This is a genomic window from Streptomyces sp. NBC_01306 (assembly GCF_026340465.1).
Lineage (GTDB): Bacteria > Actinomycetota > Actinomycetes > Streptomycetales > Streptomycetaceae > Streptomyces.
The window spans coordinates 7,087,241-7,102,583 of record NZ_JAPEPC010000001.1 but is presented as its reverse complement, the minus strand read 5'-3'; the positions used below and the strand labels follow the sequence as shown (position 1 = coordinate 7,102,583).

Annotated in this window: 16 protein-coding genes; 6 read left to right on the top strand and 10 right to left on the bottom strand. The window is 70.2% G+C overall.

Features of this window, described 5'->3' with window-relative positions; genetic code table 11:
- The first annotated feature begins 327 nt into the window (after positions 1 to 327).
- Both OG385_RS31505 and OG385_RS31500 read left to right on the top strand, forming a co-directional pair.
- Positions 328 to 2,196, top strand: a complete 1,869-nt coding sequence (locus OG385_RS31505; RefSeq protein ID WP_266861287.1) for an APC family permease — start codon at positions 328 to 330, stop codon at positions 2,194 to 2,196.
- Between the two features lie 205 nt (positions 2,197 to 2,401).
- The gene (locus OG385_RS31500; RefSeq protein ID WP_266859934.1) at positions 2,402 to 2,908 is read left to right on the top strand and encodes a hypothetical protein; all 507 of its coding nucleotides are present in this window, start codon (positions 2,402 to 2,404) and stop codon (positions 2,906 to 2,908) included.
- Between the two features lie 63 nt (positions 2,909 to 2,971).
- On the opposite strand, the gene OG385_RS31495 is transcribed toward OG385_RS31500, so the two are convergent.
- The 5 genes from OG385_RS31495 to OG385_RS31475 form a co-directional block, all read right to left on the bottom strand.
- Positions 2,972 to 3,565 (bottom strand): pyridoxamine 5'-phosphate oxidase family protein, encoded by a 594-nt coding sequence (locus OG385_RS31495; protein WP_266859933.1) that lies wholly within the window; start codon positions 3,563 to 3,565, stop codon positions 2,972 to 2,974.
- A gap of 186 nt (positions 3,566 to 3,751) precedes the next feature.
- Positions 3,752 to 4,339 carry a hypothetical protein gene (locus OG385_RS31490; protein WP_266859931.1) on the bottom strand — a complete coding sequence of 196 codons (588 nt, stop codon included), beginning with the start codon at positions 4,337 to 4,339 and terminating at the stop codon, positions 3,752 to 3,754.
- A 106-nt stretch (positions 4,340 to 4,445) separates the two neighbouring features.
- Positions 4,446 to 5,351, bottom strand: a complete 906-nt coding sequence (gene htpX, locus OG385_RS31485; RefSeq protein WP_266859929.1) for a zinc metalloprotease HtpX — start codon at positions 5,349 to 5,351, stop codon at positions 4,446 to 4,448.
- Between the two features lie 194 nt (positions 5,352 to 5,545).
- Entirely contained in the window at positions 5,546 to 6,760 is a 1,215-nt protein-coding gene (locus OG385_RS31480; protein WP_266859928.1) for a cytochrome P450, read from the bottom strand.
- Between the two features lie 52 nt (positions 6,761 to 6,812).
- The gene (locus OG385_RS31475; protein WP_266859927.1) at positions 6,813 to 7,004 is read right to left on the bottom strand and encodes a ferredoxin; all 192 of its coding nucleotides are present in this window, start codon (positions 7,002 to 7,004) and stop codon (positions 6,813 to 6,815) included.
- Positions 7,005 to 7,230: 226 nt separating this feature from the next.
- Between OG385_RS31475 and OG385_RS31470 the strand changes: the two genes are divergently transcribed.
- Complete coding sequence (locus tag OG385_RS31470) at positions 7,231 to 7,719, top strand: MarR family winged helix-turn-helix transcriptional regulator (RefSeq protein ID WP_266859925.1); 489 nt, start codon at positions 7,231 to 7,233, stop codon at positions 7,717 to 7,719.
- A gap of 185 nt (positions 7,720 to 7,904) precedes the next feature.
- On the opposite strand, the gene OG385_RS31465 is transcribed toward OG385_RS31470, so the two are convergent.
- From OG385_RS31465 to OG385_RS31455, 3 genes are read right to left on the bottom strand one after another with little or no spacing between them, the layout of a single operon-like run.
- Positions 7,905 to 9,242, bottom strand: coding sequence for a M20/M25/M40 family metallo-hydrolase (locus tag OG385_RS31465; protein ID WP_266859923.1), 1,338 nt, complete (start codon positions 9,240 to 9,242; stop codon positions 7,905 to 7,907).
- Positions 9,239 to 10,615: a cytosine permease gene (locus OG385_RS31460; RefSeq protein WP_266859921.1), complete on the bottom strand. Its 1,377-nt coding sequence runs from the start codon at positions 10,613 to 10,615 to the stop codon at positions 9,239 to 9,241. The genes OG385_RS31465 and OG385_RS31460 overlap by 4 nt, the downstream gene beginning before the upstream one ends.
- On the bottom strand, positions 10,616 to 11,569 hold the full coding sequence (locus tag OG385_RS31455) for a DUF1177 domain-containing protein (RefSeq protein ID WP_266859919.1): 954 nt from the start codon (positions 11,567 to 11,569) through the stop codon (positions 10,616 to 10,618).
- 128 nt (positions 11,570 to 11,697) lie between these two features.
- Between OG385_RS31455 and OG385_RS31450 the strand changes: the two genes are divergently transcribed.
- From OG385_RS31450 to OG385_RS31440, 3 genes are all read left to right on the top strand, one after another.
- Positions 11,698 to 12,510 carry an IclR family transcriptional regulator gene (locus tag OG385_RS31450; RefSeq protein ID WP_266859917.1) on the top strand — a complete coding sequence of 271 codons (813 nt, stop codon included), beginning with the start codon at positions 11,698 to 11,700 and terminating at the stop codon, positions 12,508 to 12,510.
- 73 nt (positions 12,511 to 12,583) lie between these two features.
- Positions 12,584 to 13,312 (top strand): dipeptidase PepE, encoded by a 729-nt coding sequence (gene pepE, locus OG385_RS31445; protein ID WP_266859916.1) that lies wholly within the window; start codon positions 12,584 to 12,586, stop codon positions 13,310 to 13,312.
- 229 nt (positions 13,313 to 13,541) lie between these two features.
- On the top strand, positions 13,542 to 14,189 hold the full coding sequence (locus OG385_RS31440) for a phosphatase PAP2 family protein (RefSeq protein WP_266859914.1): 648 nt from the start codon (positions 13,542 to 13,544) through the stop codon (positions 14,187 to 14,189).
- 75 nt (positions 14,190 to 14,264) lie between these two features.
- On the opposite strand, the gene crcB is transcribed toward OG385_RS31440, so the two are convergent.
- On the bottom strand, positions 14,265 to 14,639 hold the full coding sequence (crcB, locus tag OG385_RS31435) for a fluoride efflux transporter CrcB (protein ID WP_266859912.1): 375 nt from the start codon (positions 14,637 to 14,639) through the stop codon (positions 14,265 to 14,267).
- A gap of 97 nt (positions 14,640 to 14,736) precedes the next feature.
- The gene (locus OG385_RS31430) at positions 14,737 to 15,216 is read right to left on the bottom strand and encodes a CrcB family protein (protein ID WP_266861285.1); all 480 of its coding nucleotides are present in this window, start codon (positions 15,214 to 15,216) and stop codon (positions 14,737 to 14,739) included.
- Between the last annotated feature and the right edge of the window lie 127 nt (positions 15,217 to 15,343).

Sequence of the window (15,343 nt, the reverse complement as noted above, 5' to 3'; positions counted from 1 at the left end):
GTCCCCGAGCTCAGCGAGGAACAGTCGACCCTGCTGCGGCTGGTCGGGCACGAGTGGGGGCGGGTGTCCGCGGAGCCCGCGGCCTGGCGCCATGCTCTGCCCGTCGATCCCGATGTGGGCAGTTTCCCGGAGCCCGCGCAGATCGTGCCGGCCCGCTTCGGCCGCTTCGTGCCGGTGGCTCCCCTTGTCGGCCGACCGGCCGGTTCGGGCGCCCGCGAGGTCGAGGTCGGCTGGGAGGGGGCCGGCGATACGGGCAGGACACGCGCCCGGATCCGGCGCGCGGTGCTGGGTGCGCCGCTGCGGAGTTCGGCGGTCGCGCGCGAGCGGATGCGCAAGCTGGTGGCGCTGCCGGTGCTGTCGGCGGACGCGCTGTCATCGGTGGCGTACGGCCCGGAGGCGATGCTGGCGGTGCTGGTGCTGGCCGGCGCGCCGGGGCTCCGGTACTCGGTTCCGGTGGCGCTGGCGATCGTCTTCCTGATGCTGGCCGTCGGGGTCTCGTACCGCCAGACGATCCGCGCGTATCCGCAGGGCGGCGGTTCGTACATCGTCGCCACGGACAATCTCGGCCGGCTGCCCGGACTGGTGGCGGCGGCCGGTCTGATGACCGACTACATCCTGACCGTCGCCGTCTCCATCTCGTCCGGTGTGGCCGCTGTGACCTCGGCGCTGCCGGGGCTCGCGGGCGATGCCGTACCGATCGGTGTCCTGGTGGTCGCCCTGCTGCTCGCCGGGAACCTGCGCGGTGTCCGGCAGGCGGGTGCGCTCTTCGCCGCGCCGACGTACGCCTTCATCATCGCCATCGCCGCGCTGGTCGCATTCGGTCTGTACCACGCGGCAGGCCGGGGTTTCGCCCCGGTGCCGACCCCCCCGCAGCACGCGGTCGAGGGGGTCGGCCTGCTGCTCGTGATGCGGGCCTTCGCATCGGGTTCGACGGCCATGACCGGTATCGAGGCGATCTCCAACGCCGTACCGGCCTTCCAGCCGGTCCCCTGGCGCAACGCACGCACCACGCTCTCCTGGATGATCGGCCTGCTGGTCGCCCTCTTCGCGGGGACGGTCGCCATGGTCCATCTGGAGGGCGTCGTTCCGGAGTCCGGGGAGACCGTGCTCTCTCAGCTGGCCCACCGCAGTTTCGGGTCCGGCGGTATGTACGTCTTCACCCAGGTGGCGACCGCGCTGGTGCTCCTTCTCGCCGCGAACACCGCGTACAACGACTTCCCCCGGGTGCTTTTCCTCCTCGCGCGCGACCATCACGCGCCCCGGGTCTTCCTGCGGCTCGGCGACCGGCTGGCCTTCAGCAACGGAGTCATCCTGCTCTCCGTGGCCGCCGCGGTGGTCTATGTGGCCTTCGACGGCAAGACCGATTCGCTGATTCCGCTGTACGCCGTCGGGGTCTTCCTCGCCTTCACGCTCTCCCAGAGCGGCATGGTGGTGCACTGGTGGCGCGCCCGCAGCCGGCACTGGCGCAAGAGCCTGTGCTTCAACGCCACCGGCGCGCTGCTGTCCGCCGTCGTCTTCATCACGGCCGGAATCACCAAGTTCACCGAGGGCGCCTGGCTGGCGCTGGTCACCGTGGCGCTGTTCCTGCTGGTGACCACGCGGATCCGCCGCCACTACGACAGGGTGGGCGAGGCGCTGCGGCTGCACCCGCAGACGATCGAGGTCCCCAGCCGGACGATCACGCCGCGCTCCGGGAGTTCGCTGCCCGCCGTACGGCCCCTCAGCCCACCGGGTGCGACGGAGCCGGCGTCCGGGGCCGCGCAGGAGGACCGGGAGTCCGAGGACTCACCGGAGTCGATCAGCCATCTCTCCGTCGTCCTGCTCGACTCCCTGCACCAGGCGAGCATGCGCGCGCTCGCCTATGCCGCCTCCCTGCAGCAGCCGGTTCTCGCGCTGCACGTCAGCGCCGGTGACGAGGACGCCGAACGGTTCCGCGAGGCCTGGCTCCTGTGGGGCGACCACCTTCCGCTGCGGATCGTCATCTCGCCGTACCGCGCGACCGTCGCTCCGCTCATCGGCTACATCGAGTCGCTGCACCATCAGCGCCCGGACCTGACCATCACGGTGATCCTGCCGGAGATCGTCGTACGCCACTGGCGGCACCGCCTGCTCCACAGCCCGCTCGGCGGGCGACTGCGGCGTGCGCTGCGGCCCCTGCCGAAGATCGTGGTGACGACGGTGCCCTTCCACATCTGAGTCCGTGTCCCAGCCCGTATCCGTCCGAGTCCGGGTCCACATCCGTGTCCGGGCCTGTGTCCAGGTCCAGGCCCAGGTCCGCGGCGCTGCCGTTGCCGTCGTGCGGGGAATACAGTGGAATCGAGGTAATGATTTATCCGATTTGTCTGCCTGTTGAGGCTGCTCCCGGTTCCCGGGACTACAGCCCAGGGAGGTCGTGCCACCAATGAACTCCGAACGCGCCGAACGGCTGGTGACCGCGCTGCGCGCCCGCGGGGTGATGGCGCATGTCGCCGAGGTGGGTGTCTACCAGTTCGGGGTCCGCGTCGTCATCGACTGGAACATCGAGGCGCTCTGGGACACGGACGGGGCGGCGGGGCTCGACGCGCAGGTGCTCAGCGACGGGATGCTGGTGGGGTTCGTCCCCCACATCGGAGGCTCGGAGGACTTCACCGAGGAGCAGCTCGTCGAGGCCATTGCGACCACGAGCTACTCGACGGAGGGCCTCCGCCCACCGACCAGGACCGAGACCGAGACCGGCAGAGGTACGAGCACCGGGACGGCTGCGAGTGCAGGCGCGGGCACAGGCACAGGCACCGACGCGGGCGGCGTGGGCGAGCCGGATCTTCCGTCGGACATCCCGGGTGCTCCCGCTCCCCCGCCCCCGGCGGCGGACCGGCCGGCCGGTCCGCCTGACCACCGCAGGCCGAAGGGCCACTGGTGGCGCCGCTGACAGGCGCGGTCCGGACCGGCGGCATCCGCTCCAGCGGCTGGATGCTATTCGGTACGCGCCGTGTTAGTCGGCACGCGACAGCGCCGGCAGCGGCAACGGCAACCCCGGCAGGCCGTCGATACTGGTCGCGATGTGCTCCTTCTTATGGAAGTACGCGTCGAGCGACTCATCGGTTTCACGTGCGAAGCGCGACGCGTGCAGCGGCCGGTCCTCGTCATAGGTCAGGAACGGGACGGCGTACCCGCAGGTGTCGCGGATCTTCTCCGCGGTCACGACGATGATCGCGCGCAGGCCGTGCCGGGTCGGGTCGATGTCCGGGAAGTACCCCAGCAGCTCGCGCCACCGTGGATCGTCGCGGAAGACAGGCTCTCCGCGGCCGTGCACACGCACGATGTTGGGCGGGCCATCGAAGGCGCACCACATCAAGGTGATGCGGCCGTTCTCGCGCAGATGGGCAATCGTCTCGGCATTGCTGCCGGCGAAATCGAGATAGGCCACGGTGACTTCGTCGAGCACCGCGAACGATCCTGTCAGGCCCTTGGGTGAAAGATTGACGGTGCCATCGCCGTCCAGCGGCGCCGTCGCGGTGAAGAAGATGTGCTGCGCCTCGATGAAGTCACGCAGCCTGCCGTCTATCCGCTCGTAGCTCTTTCCCATGGGTCGATTATGGCGGGCCTGCGGTCCCCCGCTCAGGGCAGATGCAGGAATCAGGCCACGCCAGGCCCCCTGGGTTGGGACTACGGGGTCTCCGGTCTCCCCCAGCCATGAGCCGACAGGGTGAGCCAGTTGTAGGACGACCGGCTCACCTCCGGAATGGAGTCAGCCGGTCGTCCTACAACTGGCTCATGCCATTCCGGGCGCACCCCAGACCGGGAACCACCGGGCGAGGTCGGGCTCGATGCGCAGGTCGTCCCCCAGGACCGCCTTGACCTGGAGCTCCAGTGCACTGTTCCGCTTCTCCGTACCGTCCGGCATCGGCGCGAAAGGAAAGAACGTGCCCCGCTTGTACAGGTAGACCAGCGCGAGCGGACGCTGCTCGCCGTCCTTGAACGCGAGCAGCGAGCAGAGCAGCTGCTGGCCGAAACCACCGTCCTCCAGCAGCGAGTTGACCGCGTGCAGGTCGTTGACGAGCCCTGCCATGTCGTCGGGCGGCTGCTGGGCCAGTAGCCAGGTGTAGCCGTACGAGTCCTGGCTGAACCGGACCGGGGAGCCGCCGCGCCCGGTGTCCGCGTCGAGCAGTTCCTCGACGTCCTGCTTGATGCGGGCGAAGCCGCCGCCCTCGACACCTGCGAAGCAGACGGACCCCATCCCGGTGGGGGTGAATCCGGCACCCGCCTCAAGGGTGAGTGCGGCGGACGGCAGGGCGAACAGCTGGTCCAGATCGGGGCGGACCGGTTTGCTCCGGCCGAGGATGCTGTCGAGAAATCCCACGAGACGTACTCCTACGGGGTCAGCACGGCCGGACGCCGGACGCCCGCCGTTCTTCGGTCACGGACGGATGCGCCGGGCCCCGTACGACGAGCCGCGGGCCGCGGTGTCACGGGCGGGCGAGTTCGGTGGAGATACGGGCGAGCTGGTCCAGCCGCTGTTCGAGCGTCGGGTGGGAGGAGAACAGCCGGCTCAGGCTCTCCTGCGAGGAGAACGCGGGCATGAAGTAGAAGGCGTTGTACGGCTCCGCCTTCCGCAGGTCCTCGGTCGGGATCCGCGCCATCTGGCCGTTCACCTTGGTGAGCGCCGATGCGAGGGCCGACGGGCGGCCGGTGAGCAGGGCGGCGGCCCGGTCGGCGGAGAGCTCCCGGTAGCGGGAGAGCAGCCGGGTCAGCATGAAGCTGATCACGTACACCACGGCGCTGACCAGCGGGACGAGCACGATCGCGAGGCCGAGCGGTCCCGCGTTCCTGGCACTGCGGGCCAGGCCGCTCCACAGGGCGACCCGGGTGATCAGTCCGGCCAGCACGCCGAGGAACGAGGCGATCGTCATCACCGCGGCGTCGCGGTGGGCGACGTGGGACATCTCGTGCGCGAGAACGCCCTCAAGCTCCTCGGGCTCCAGCCGGCGCAGCAGACCGGTCGTGGCACAGACCAGTGCGGTGCGCTCGCTGCGGCCGGTGGCGAAGGCGTTCGGGATATCGCTCCGGGCGATGGCCACCCGTGGTTTGTCCATGTCGGCCAGCGCGCAGATCCGGTCGATGGCGCCGTGCAGTTCGGGGGCCTCTTCGGGGGTGACCTCGTGCGCCCCCATGGTGACAGCGGCGATCTTGTCGCTGAACCAGAACTGAGCGATGAAGAGCGCACCCGCGACCGCCACAATGACCACCCAGGCACCGTGCAGCAGGACGAGCAGCACGCCGACCAGGACGACGTACAGCAGTCCGATCAGGAACATGGTGGTCACCATGCGCGTGGTGAGACCGCGGTCGAGGGTGTAGCGGCTTCGGGTCATCTTTGTCTCCTGTAGAGGTTCTCCCCCTTCGTCAATTGTCCTCCTTCCGCGTAAAGACAGGGTATGCGGCGGGTTCTGGGAATTCTCCGTTCTGCCGGATACCCGGCCCCCGGCAGCGGCGCCGGACGAACGCCGGGGCACGCCGGTGCCGCGGACCGCCCCAGGTGTCGGGACGGTCCGCGGCACCGGCGGTGTCACCAGGCGACGGGCAGTTCGTGGACGCCGTAGACGGCCATGTCGGTACGGAAGTTGATCTCGTCGAGCGGGCGGTCGAGCCGCAGACCGGGCAGACGGCGCAGCAGAGCGGGGTAGGCGAGCTGGAGCTCGACGCGGGCGAGGTTCTGGCCGAGGCACTGGTGGGGGCCCGAGCCGAACGCGAGGTGCCTGCGGGCCTGCCGGTCGATGTCGAGCCGGCCGGGCTCCTCGAAGACCTCCGGGTCGCGGTTGGCGACATCGGTGGCGCAGATGACCGCTTCACCGGCCCTGATGAGCTGCCCGCCGACCTCGATGTCCTCGGTGGCGACGCGGCGCCGCCCCAGGTGGGTGATGGACAGATACCGCAGCAGTTCCTCGACCGCGCCCGCGACCCGCTGGGGGCTGCCGTCGCGCACGGCGGCCAGCTGTTCGGGGTTCTGGAGCAGCGCGCAGGTACCGAGGGCGATCATGTTGGCCGTGGTCTCGTGCCCGGCCACCAGCAGCAGCCGCGCCTGTTTGGCGCATTCGTCACGGGTGCTGATCCCGGTGACCAGATAGTCCGCGGCGAGCCGGCTGAGCAGGTCGTCGCCGGGGTGCTCCGCCTTCTTCTGCACCAGGTCGCCCAGGTAGTCGACCAGTTCCTGCGAAGCGTCCAGGGCATCCTGCGCGCTGCTGCGGGTGTCGACGATGACGGCGCTCGCCCGCTGGAAGAACCCGTGGTCCTCGTACGGGACGCCGAGCAGCTCGCAGATGACCAGTGAGGGCAGCGGCAGCGCGAAGGACGTGACCAGGTCGGCGGGCGGCCCGGTCTTCTCCATGTCGTCCAGCAGTTCGCCGATGATGCGTTCTATGCGCTCCCGCAGCGCCTGGGTCCGTTTGATGGTGAAGTCACCGGTGAACCGCTTGCGCTGCTCGTTGTGTTCCGGTTCGTCCATCGTGATGAACGTGCGGTTGTGGGCGCGGGTCGCCTCGCTGCCCGCGCTGAAGCTCGGGTAGGCGGGCCGCCTGTTGTCGGCGCTGATGCGCTCGTCGCGCAGCAGCGCCACCTGGTCGGCGTGCCGGGTGACGTACCAGGCCGTGGCGCCGTTCCAGAGTGTGACCTTGGAGATCGGCTCCGAGCTGAGCAGCCCGGCCATCTCCGGCGGCGGGTCGAAGGGGCATCCGGCGGCGCGGCGGGTGGTGTACGCGGGTGATGCGGTGGGGACCTCGGTCATCGTCGTCCTTCCACAGTGGGGTGTGAGGTGTTCCGGGAGCCGGGCCGTCCGGTCAGGACAGGGTGATGGCGGCGGCCGGGCAGATCTGCGCGGCCTCCCGCACTGCGGCGTGCTGTTCGGCGGGCGGGCTGCTGTTCAGTACGACGACGATCCCGTCCTCGTCCCGCTGGTCGAACACGTCGGGGGCGGCGAGTACGCACTGGCCCGCAGCACAGCACTTGTCGGTGTCCACGGTGATCTGCACGTCGTTCCTCCAGCACTAGGGGATGGGCGCGTTACTTAACAAAAGTAACTTCCCATCGCGGACGGTAGTACTCCGTTCACCTCCCGGGGAACCCCCGGTCCATGCATGGGGCATCTTTCTGGCCACTTCCCGAACCGGCCACCGGGACGGCCCGGTCGCGCCGTCGGTCCCGGTCAGTCCGTGCGAGTGGGGAGCCGCAGCATGCGGCGTACGGGATCATCGTGGCGTGGCCCATCCCGAACCCGGCGGCTCCGCCGCCCAAGACCTCTACAGATCACTCGCCGACCTCGCCTACACCATGGCCGGGAACCGTGCGCACATGCGGCTCCGCGTCCAGGCGGAAGTCGCGGTCGACCGCGCCTCCCTCGCCCTGCTGCGTACCCTCACAGCGGCGCCGTCCCCGCTGCGGATGGGCGAGATCGCGCAGGCCCTGCTGGTGCAGGCGCCCCATGTCACCCGGGAGATCCGCAGCCTGGAGGAGCGCGGCCTGGTGCGCACGGTCCGGGAACCGGGCGACCACCGGGCCCGCCGTATCGCCGTCACCGAGGAGGGCCGTGAGGTCGTGGAACGCGCCGAGGAGGCCGGCCGGCGCTGGCTCGACGACGCCCTGGAGGGTTTCGCCCCGCACGAGCTGATCACGGCGGCCGCGGTGATCAGCCGTGTCGTCGAGGCGTACCGCAACCCCGGAGCAGAGGCTCCTGCGCAGAATCCCTGAGCACAGCCGGGAGCCGCGCGGCCCCGGGCGGCGCGGACGAATGGCGCGATTACGGGGTCTCGCCCACTCCCCCCGCACCGCGCCCCCTCGCCCCCTCGCCCCGGGTGCACGCAGTACGCCCCCGGCGTCCGTGACGTCGAGGGCGTACGCGTATACGGACCGGTGGGGGTCCCGTGGCAGGGCGGTCAGGCGCTCTGCCAGAGCCGGGTCATCACCCGTACACCGAACCGCAGTCCTTCGAGCGGCACCCGCTCGTCCACTCCGTGGAAGAGCCGCCCGTAATTCAGGTCGTGCGGGAGCTTGAGCCCCTTGAAGCCGAAGCACCGGATGCCCAGGTGGGTGAAGGCCTTGGCGTCCGTACCGCCCGGATTGCAGTACGGCACCGGGTGGCCGTCCGGGTCCTCGGCGCGCACCGCGTCGCACATCGCGTCCACCAGCGGGCCGTCGAACGTGGTCTCCATCGCGAGGTCGTGGTTGACCCACTCCCGGCTGACCGAGGGCAGCAGCAGGGAGTCGATGGTGTCGATCAGCTCCTGCTCGTGGCCGGGCAGGAAGCGGCCGTCGACCCGGGCCGTGGCCCGGCCGGGGATGACGTTCGTCTGGTAGCCGGCCTGGAACATGGTGGGGTTCGCGGAGTTGCGGAGCACCACCTGCATGAAGTCCGAGACCGGGCCGAGCCGGGCGAGACTGCCCTCGATGTCGTCCTCGTCGAACTCGACCCCGTACAGCCGGGCGGCCTCGGCGAGCAGGGCCCGCACCGGCTCGATGAGGCGGATGGGGAAGGTCTGGCGCCCGATGCGGGTGAGCGACTCGGCGAGATCGGTGACGGCGTTCTCGTCGTTGGGCGACGAGCCGTGACCGGCCCGGCCGGTGGCGGTCAGCTCCATCCAGGCCATCCCGCGCTGGGCGTTCTCGATCGGGTAGAGCCTGCGGGTGTCGTCGATGGCGAAGGAGAATCCGCCGCCTTCGCCGATCGCCTCGGTGACCCCGTCGAACAGCTCGGGCCGGTTCTCGACGAGCCAGTGGCCGCCGAACCTGCCGCCCGCCTCCTCGTCCGCGAGGAAGGCCAGGACCAGGTCCCTGGAGGGCCGGGTGCCGGTCCGGGCGAAGTGGCGGGCGGTGGCCAGCATGACGGCCACCGTGTCCTTCATGTCGATGGCGCCGCGGCCCCAGAGGTAGCCGTCGCGGATCTCTCCGGAGAACGGCGGCACCTGCCACTCGGAGGCGTCCGCCGGTACGACGTCGAGGTGGCCGTGGACCATCAGCGCACCGCGCTCACGGTCCGCGCCCTCGATACGGGCGATGACGCTGGCCCGTCCTGGCGCGCTCTCGATCAGCTCGGACTCGATACCGGCCTCGGCCAGCCTGGCCACGACCCAGTCGGCGCAGGCGCGTTCATTGCTGATGGGGTTGGAGGTGTCGAAGCGGATCAGTTCGGCACAGAGGTCGACCACTTCGCGCTGTGCCTCTTCGGAGGCGGGGACCAGTCCGGACGTGTTCGTGTCGGGGTCAGGGGTGTTCATGCCGCTCCCACGGGGGTGTTGTTGTCGGCGACGGGGAGGTCCGGGGAGGCCTCCACCGCCGATGTGCCGTACGGCTTGATCCAGCCCAGCAGGCCGAGCGCCGCGTACAGCACGAATGCGGTGATCAGGGAGTTCAGCGCGGGGATGCCGCCGTCGTAGAACTTGCCGACGCAGAACGCCGCGATCCAGATGACCAGGGACATCGGGACCCAGGTGGGCGAGGTGGCCGGCAGGGTCTGCGCCTCGCGGGTCTCGTCCAGTGGCTTGCGCATCCTCCGGACGATCCAGTACTCGGCCACGATGATCCCGCCGATCGGCGGGATGGCGACGCCCAGCAGGGACAGGAAGTCCGTGAAGTGGGTCATGATGCCGACCGCCGACAGCAGGGTGCCCGCGAGCCCCAGCACGATGGTGACCGCGCCGCGGTGCAGACGCTTGCCGAAGACGACCTGGAAGAAGTTGACGACGCCGAGCGAGGAGCCGTACAGGTTCCAGTCGTTGACCTTGGCGGTGGACATCAGCACCACGACCACGCCGACCGCGCCCGAGGTGCTCAGCACGATCTGCGAGACCTGGTTGCTCTTGACGAGGTGGCCGAGCAGTACGCCCGTCATCCCGACGATGTACTCGGAGAGGATCATCGACGAAGCGCTCTGCAGAAAGACGTGCGAGCCCTTCTTGTTGAAGCGGGTCATCTCCGGCGCGACGATCGCACCCGTCATGAAGCCGCCCGCGATGGCGGTGGCGGCCACCGCCAGCGATATGTGCTGGGCCGGCGCCGGCGAGTGGACCAGGTCCATGAAGGAGTGCTTGGTCAGGGTCGAGATGACCGACCAGGCGACCAGCGCGAAGAACAGCGGCGTGACGATCTTGGCGAAGACGGCCATGTACTTGAAGCCGAAGATGACCAGCAGCGTGACGGCCAGCCCGGCCAGCACGCACCACATCCAGGAGGGGCCGCCGACCAGCGAGGAGACGCTGTCCCCGAAGATCGTGTTCTGTACGCCGAACCAGCCCACCAGGCTGACCGCGATGACGAAGCTGACCAGCGCCGAACCGTTGCGGCCGAAGCCGACCCAGCGGGTGAGCAGCGGGGTCGCGAGACCTTCGCGCATTCCGGCCAGGCCGATGGCGAAGATCACGATCTCCAGGGTCACCGCGCCGAGCGTGAAGGCGAGGAACGCCTGGCCGAACGTCATGCCGACACCGATGGTGGCGCCGAGCGTGAACTGGGAGATGGACCCCGACTGGGCCAGCCACTGGAGCAGCATGCTGCCGAAGCCGAAGCGCTTGTCGCGCGGGACGCGGGACAGTGCGTAGTCGTCGCTGCCGATGCCCGTGGTGGCTTCGTCAGCGGGTGGTGAAGTTGCCATTCATGACTCCCTGGGCTGGCGGCCGAGGGTCTGCAGGTGCGACAGCGACCCATAGCGGTTGACGAGGTTGTCGAACTCCACCGTGTCGTGGAAGTCGAGTTGCCCGGCGGCGTAGACCTTGGCGGTCTCGACGGCGAAGCGGGCGGCGGAAGCGATGTCCGTCTCGTGGCTCGCGCCCGTCTGGCAACCGGGCACCGCGGCAGCCGACGTGATGGCGAGGCCGACGACCGGAGCGGCGGTCGCCGTGGCGGGCTGCAGAATCGAATTGATGTGGTGTGCCCCATTACCGTACGGAGTGATGTCCTGTGTCGTCACGGGGTATGTGACCAACGGCTCACCCGTCACGACGGCGAGCAGCTCACCGAGCTGCTCGCTCACCCGCAGCACCCAGCCCTCCTTGACGGTGGGCGACAGGGCGAGGCCCTTGTGGTTGATGATGCGGTTGCCCTTGGTGGTGTCGATGGAGAGCACCGCCTCCATCTCGTCCGTGACCTCGTGGCGGTTCATGGTGGCGATGTCCACCGGCGAGCCCATGAACGGCACCGGGTCGTGCGGTTCGGTGGGCGCGTCCGGGCAGATGTGGGTGGCGACGATCACGTCACCGGGCAGGACATCGCCGCGGCGGCGCATATCGAGCAGCTTGGCGGCCGTGGCCAGCGCGGCGGCGGCTCCGTCGGCGTCCGAGACGAGTCCCGTCACCTCCGGCCGGGCGCCCACTCCCCCGAGCCGGCCGACCACACCGAGGGTGCGGGCCGTACCGCCCGAGGACCGGCCGTGGCTGCCCGGGATGCGGATCTGTACGAAGTCGGTGGAGCCGCGCTCACCGGCCACCGTGGTGATCCCGGCGCCCGACCCCTCGGGACCCGCTACCGCGTCGAGGTACTCGACGACGCGCTTTCCGTCGGCCGCGGGATCGTCCAGCAGATCCACGATGTCCAGGACGTACTTCAACATGAGGGGCCTTTCTCGCTGCGTCGCACCCGCTGAGTTCCGGGGGTGCTGACAGCAGATTCGGGATCCGATAGCGTTGAGCGCAACTGTTTCCCTCTATTTGCAATTCGGGTCTGGATGGTGAGATGACGATGGCCGAGATCGACCTGGACCGTCGCAAGCCCGCGGGCGCGCTGCAGACCGTCGACCGGGCGCTGCTCGTCCTGCTGGCCTTCGAGCGGACCCGGCCCGACTGGGGGGTGACCGAGGTGGCGGCCGAATTCGGCTGGGACACCTCCGTCGCCCAGCGCCTGCTGTCGACGCTGGCCGGCCGCGGCTTCCTGGTCTCCGACCCGGCGACCAGGCGCTACCGCATCGGCCCCGCCGTGCTGCGGCTGAGCCGGCAGTGGGAGCGCTCGGGCTCCCTCGAACTGCTGGCGGGGCCGGTGCTGGAAGAGCTGTGCCACACCACCGGTGACACCGTGCTCTTCTGCCTGCCGGACAGCTTCCATATGCGCTGTGTGGCGGCCGAGGAGGGCGAAGCGGGACCGCTGCGGTACTACCCGCTGGTCGGCGAGCTGTATCCGGCGCACGCGGGCGCCACCAGCAAGTCGTACTACGCGTTCCTGCCGGACGACCAGCGCCACCGGCTCTTCCGCGCCCGCCCGATGGCCCGCTTCACCGACCGCACCGTCACCGACGCCGACCTCCTGGAGGAGGAGTTCCGGCGCATCCGTGCCCAGGGATACGCCTGGACGGTCGGCGAGTACGACAACGGGATCGCCACGCTCGCCGTCCCGGTGTTCCTCGGCCGGGAGCCGTACGGCAGTCTCAGCCTGGGCGGCGCCGAGCAGCGCTTCGCCGACGGCCCCGAGCCCCGCCTCGACAGTCTCAGAAAGGCCGCCCAGCTCCTGGAGAAGCGGCTCACCCACCCGCCCCAGCGCACCCGGCGCCCACGCGCCTGACGCCCTCTCCCCTCCCTCCGGAGAGAACCGAACCTCCCCCGGAACACTGCCCCTTCACTGAAAGAGCGCCACCGTGAATCTCCTGCTGCTGTCCAACTCCACCCAGTACGGACGCGGTTACCTGGAACACGCCCTGGACACCGTCACCGGCTTCCTGCCGCAGGGCGCCAGGCTCGCCTTCGTCCCCTATGCCCTGGCCGACCACGACACGTACACGGCACGGGTGCGCGGCGCGCTGGAACCGGCCGGGATCTCCGTGCGCGGTGTCCACGAGAACAGCGACCCGCTGGCCGAACTGGCCGCAGCGGACGCCGTGTTCATCGGCGGCGGGAACTCCTTCCGCCTGCTGAGCGCCCTGTACCGTACGGGTCTGCGCGAGGCGGTACGCGACGCCGTGCGCGGCGGGCTCCCCTACATGGGTGCCAGCGCGGGCACCAACATGGCCGCGCCCACGCTCCGTACCTCCAACGACATGCCCATCGTGCAGCCGCCGTCCTTCGACGCGCTCGGCCTTGTGCCCTTCCAGATCAACCCGCACTACCTCGACCCGGACCCGGGCAGCACGCACAAGGGCGAGACGCGCGCCGAGCGTCTGACGGAGTTCCTGGAGGAGAACGACGTGCCCGTGCTGGGGCTGCGCGAGGGCAGCTGGCTGCGGGTGGACGGAGCGGTGGCCACGCTCGCCGGGGAACGCCCCGGTGTCCTGTTCACCCGGGGTGCGCCCGCCCGGGAGCTGCCGGTGGACAGCGATGTCTCCGGGCTGCTCGGCACCGAGCCGCGGTTCGACTCACCGGCGGCGTGAGAGACACCACACGCTGAAGCGGCGGCGGGGCGCGGCACCGGCCGCCCGGCCGCAGACCGCGCCCCGCCGCCCCCGGCACCACCCGCCGTTCAGCCGGAAGTCACCCGCTGCCCATGATTTGGCTCCCCCCAGGGCACCGTCTACAGTCCTGTAGATACATGTCAGACCGTGGATGCCGCACGTCTCCCGCGGAGCGGGCAGCCCCGACCGAGCTGAGAGTTCCCGCCTGATGACTGCTGTCTCCCCGATGCCGCTGGCCTTCAACGGCTCTCACATCGACGGTTCGCTGTTCACCACTGTCACGGACTTCGCACGTGACACCCGGTGGCTGAACGCGCCGCTGGAATCGTGGACCAACATCGGTCTGGGCGTGTTCGCGATCCTCATGATCGTCGGGTGGTGGCAGGCCCGGCGCCGCGACAGCGCGTCGATGGCTCTCGCCCTGGCCGTGCCGGTGAGCGTCGTGGTCGCCTTCGCCGCGGCCGAGGTGGTCAAGAAGCTCGTGTCGGAGGTGCGGCCCTGCCGCTCGATGCCGCACGCGTTCATCGTCGAGACCTGCCCGGCCCCGTCCGACTTCGCTTTCCCCAGCGGTCACACCACGACGGCAGCGGCGACCGTCGCCGCCCTCTACCTGCTGAACCGGAAGCTGTGCGCCATCGCCGCCCTTTTCGCGCTCTTCGAGGGCTTCACCCGCGTCTACGTCGGCGCGCACTACCCCCACGACGTCCTCGGCTCGGCCCTCCTCGCCCTGCCCATCGCATTCCTGACCAGCCTGGCCCTGCGCCGCCTGGCCACCCCGCTGGTCGAGCGGCTGCGTACCGGAGTCCTGGCTCCCGTCCTGACGGCGGGACCGGCCGGCGCCCACGCGGCCGGCTGACCCATCGGCCCACTGGGTCACACTGCCGACCGGCCCACTGGCACACCGCCCGGCGACCGTCCGCGTGCGGCGCCCTCAGCCCCAGAACGCCTGGGCCAGTGAGGCGCCCACGAACGCCGCGCCCAGCCCCGCCACCACGCTCGCCGTGACGTTCACTGCGGCGAAGAAGTGGGCCCCGTCCTGCGCCAGGCGCAGCGTCTCGTACGAGAACGTCGAGTACGTCGACAACGCCCCGCAGAGCCCCGTCCCGATCAGCAGCTGCACCTGGGACGACGCGGCCCCGGCGGCAACCGCGCCGGTGACAAGGCCCAGGACCAGGCAGGCGGAGACGTTGACGGCGAAGGTCCCCCAGGGGAAGACGGTGTCGTGCGACGCCTGGACCCTGCGGTCGGCGAGATAGCGCAGCGGGGCGCCGACGGCCGCCCCCACGATCACGAGCAACCAGTTCAACGTTCCTCCTCGCAGCCGGTTCGGCAGGCGCTCGCACCGGCGCCCGTGCTCCCCTGGGTGCCGGCGTCCGCACGGATGTCCGCGGTCACGGGCCCGGTCATGAGCGCCTCCCTGCGACGAAGCGGCGGGTCAGGGACGCCGTGGCCCAGACGGCCGCCAGCGCCGAGAGCAGCGTCAGCGCCAGATACGCGAGCGCGGTGCGGGCATGTCCGCCGTTGACGAGCCCCTGGATGTCCACGGTGTACGTGGAGAAGGTGGTGAAGCCGCCCAGGACCCCGGTGCCGAAGAAGGGGCGTACGAGCCGGTGGACCGACCGGGCCTCGGCGATGAGCACCATGAACACCCCGATGACCGCGCAGCCCGCGGTGTTGACCACCAACGTCGTCCAGGGAAAGGCCCCGCCGGCCGTGGGCCACAGGAGCCCGGCGCCGTACCGTGCGGACGCCCCGGCGATGCCGCCGAGTGACACCGCCGTCACGACAGGCCACTGCGCGATCGGCTGCCCAGCGGCCGGTCCACGCTGCACGGGGACGGGGAGGCCCGCGTCGGGGCCGGAACTGACGGGGTCGTCCGTCATCGGGACGGGGGCCTCTGCCACGTGGTTCTCCTACTCGGCGGTCACCGCGCGCACCGGGGCGCGCACCATCGCAAGTAGGGACCGTTGGCGGCACGATCGCCGCAGTTCGGGTACGGCGGGCCCCACC

Excerpts from the sequence above, each read along its gene's own strand:
- OG385_RS31505 (WP_266861287.1), top strand. The coding sequence starts at position 328 with ATGCGCAAGCTGGTGGCGCTGCCGGTGCTGTCGGCGGACGCGCTGTCA.
- OG385_RS31500 (WP_266859934.1), top strand. The coding sequence starts at position 2,402 with ATGAACTCCGAACGCGCCGAACGGCTGGTGACCGCGCTGCGCGCCCGC.
- OG385_RS31495 (WP_266859933.1), bottom strand. The coding sequence starts at position 3,565 with ATGGGAAAGAGCTACGAGCGGATAGACGGCAGGCTGCGTGACTTCATC.
- htpX (WP_266859929.1), bottom strand. The coding sequence starts at position 5,351 with ATGACCCGAAGCCGCTACACCCTCGACCGCGGTCTCACCACGCGCATG.
- OG385_RS31480 (WP_266859928.1), bottom strand. The coding sequence starts at position 6,760 with ATGACCGAGGTCCCCACCGCATCACCCGCGTACACCACCCGCCGCGCC.
- OG385_RS31465 (WP_266859923.1), bottom strand. The coding sequence starts at position 9,242 with ATGAACACCCCTGACCCCGACACGAACACGTCCGGACTGGTCCCCGCC.
- OG385_RS31460 (WP_266859921.1), bottom strand. The coding sequence starts at position 10,615 with ATGGCAACTTCACCACCCGCTGACGAAGCCACCACGGGCATCGGCAGC.
- OG385_RS31455 (WP_266859919.1), bottom strand. The coding sequence starts at position 11,569 with ATGTTGAAGTACGTCCTGGACATCGTGGATCTGCTGGACGATCCCGCG.
- OG385_RS31450 (WP_266859917.1), top strand. The coding sequence starts at position 11,698 with ATGGCCGAGATCGACCTGGACCGTCGCAAGCCCGCGGGCGCGCTGCAG.
- OG385_RS31440 (WP_266859914.1), top strand. The coding sequence starts at position 13,542 with ATGACTGCTGTCTCCCCGATGCCGCTGGCCTTCAACGGCTCTCACATC.
- OG385_RS31430 (WP_266861285.1), bottom strand. The coding sequence starts at position 15,216 with ATGACGGACGACCCCGTCAGTTCCGGCCCCGACGCGGGCCTCCCCGTC.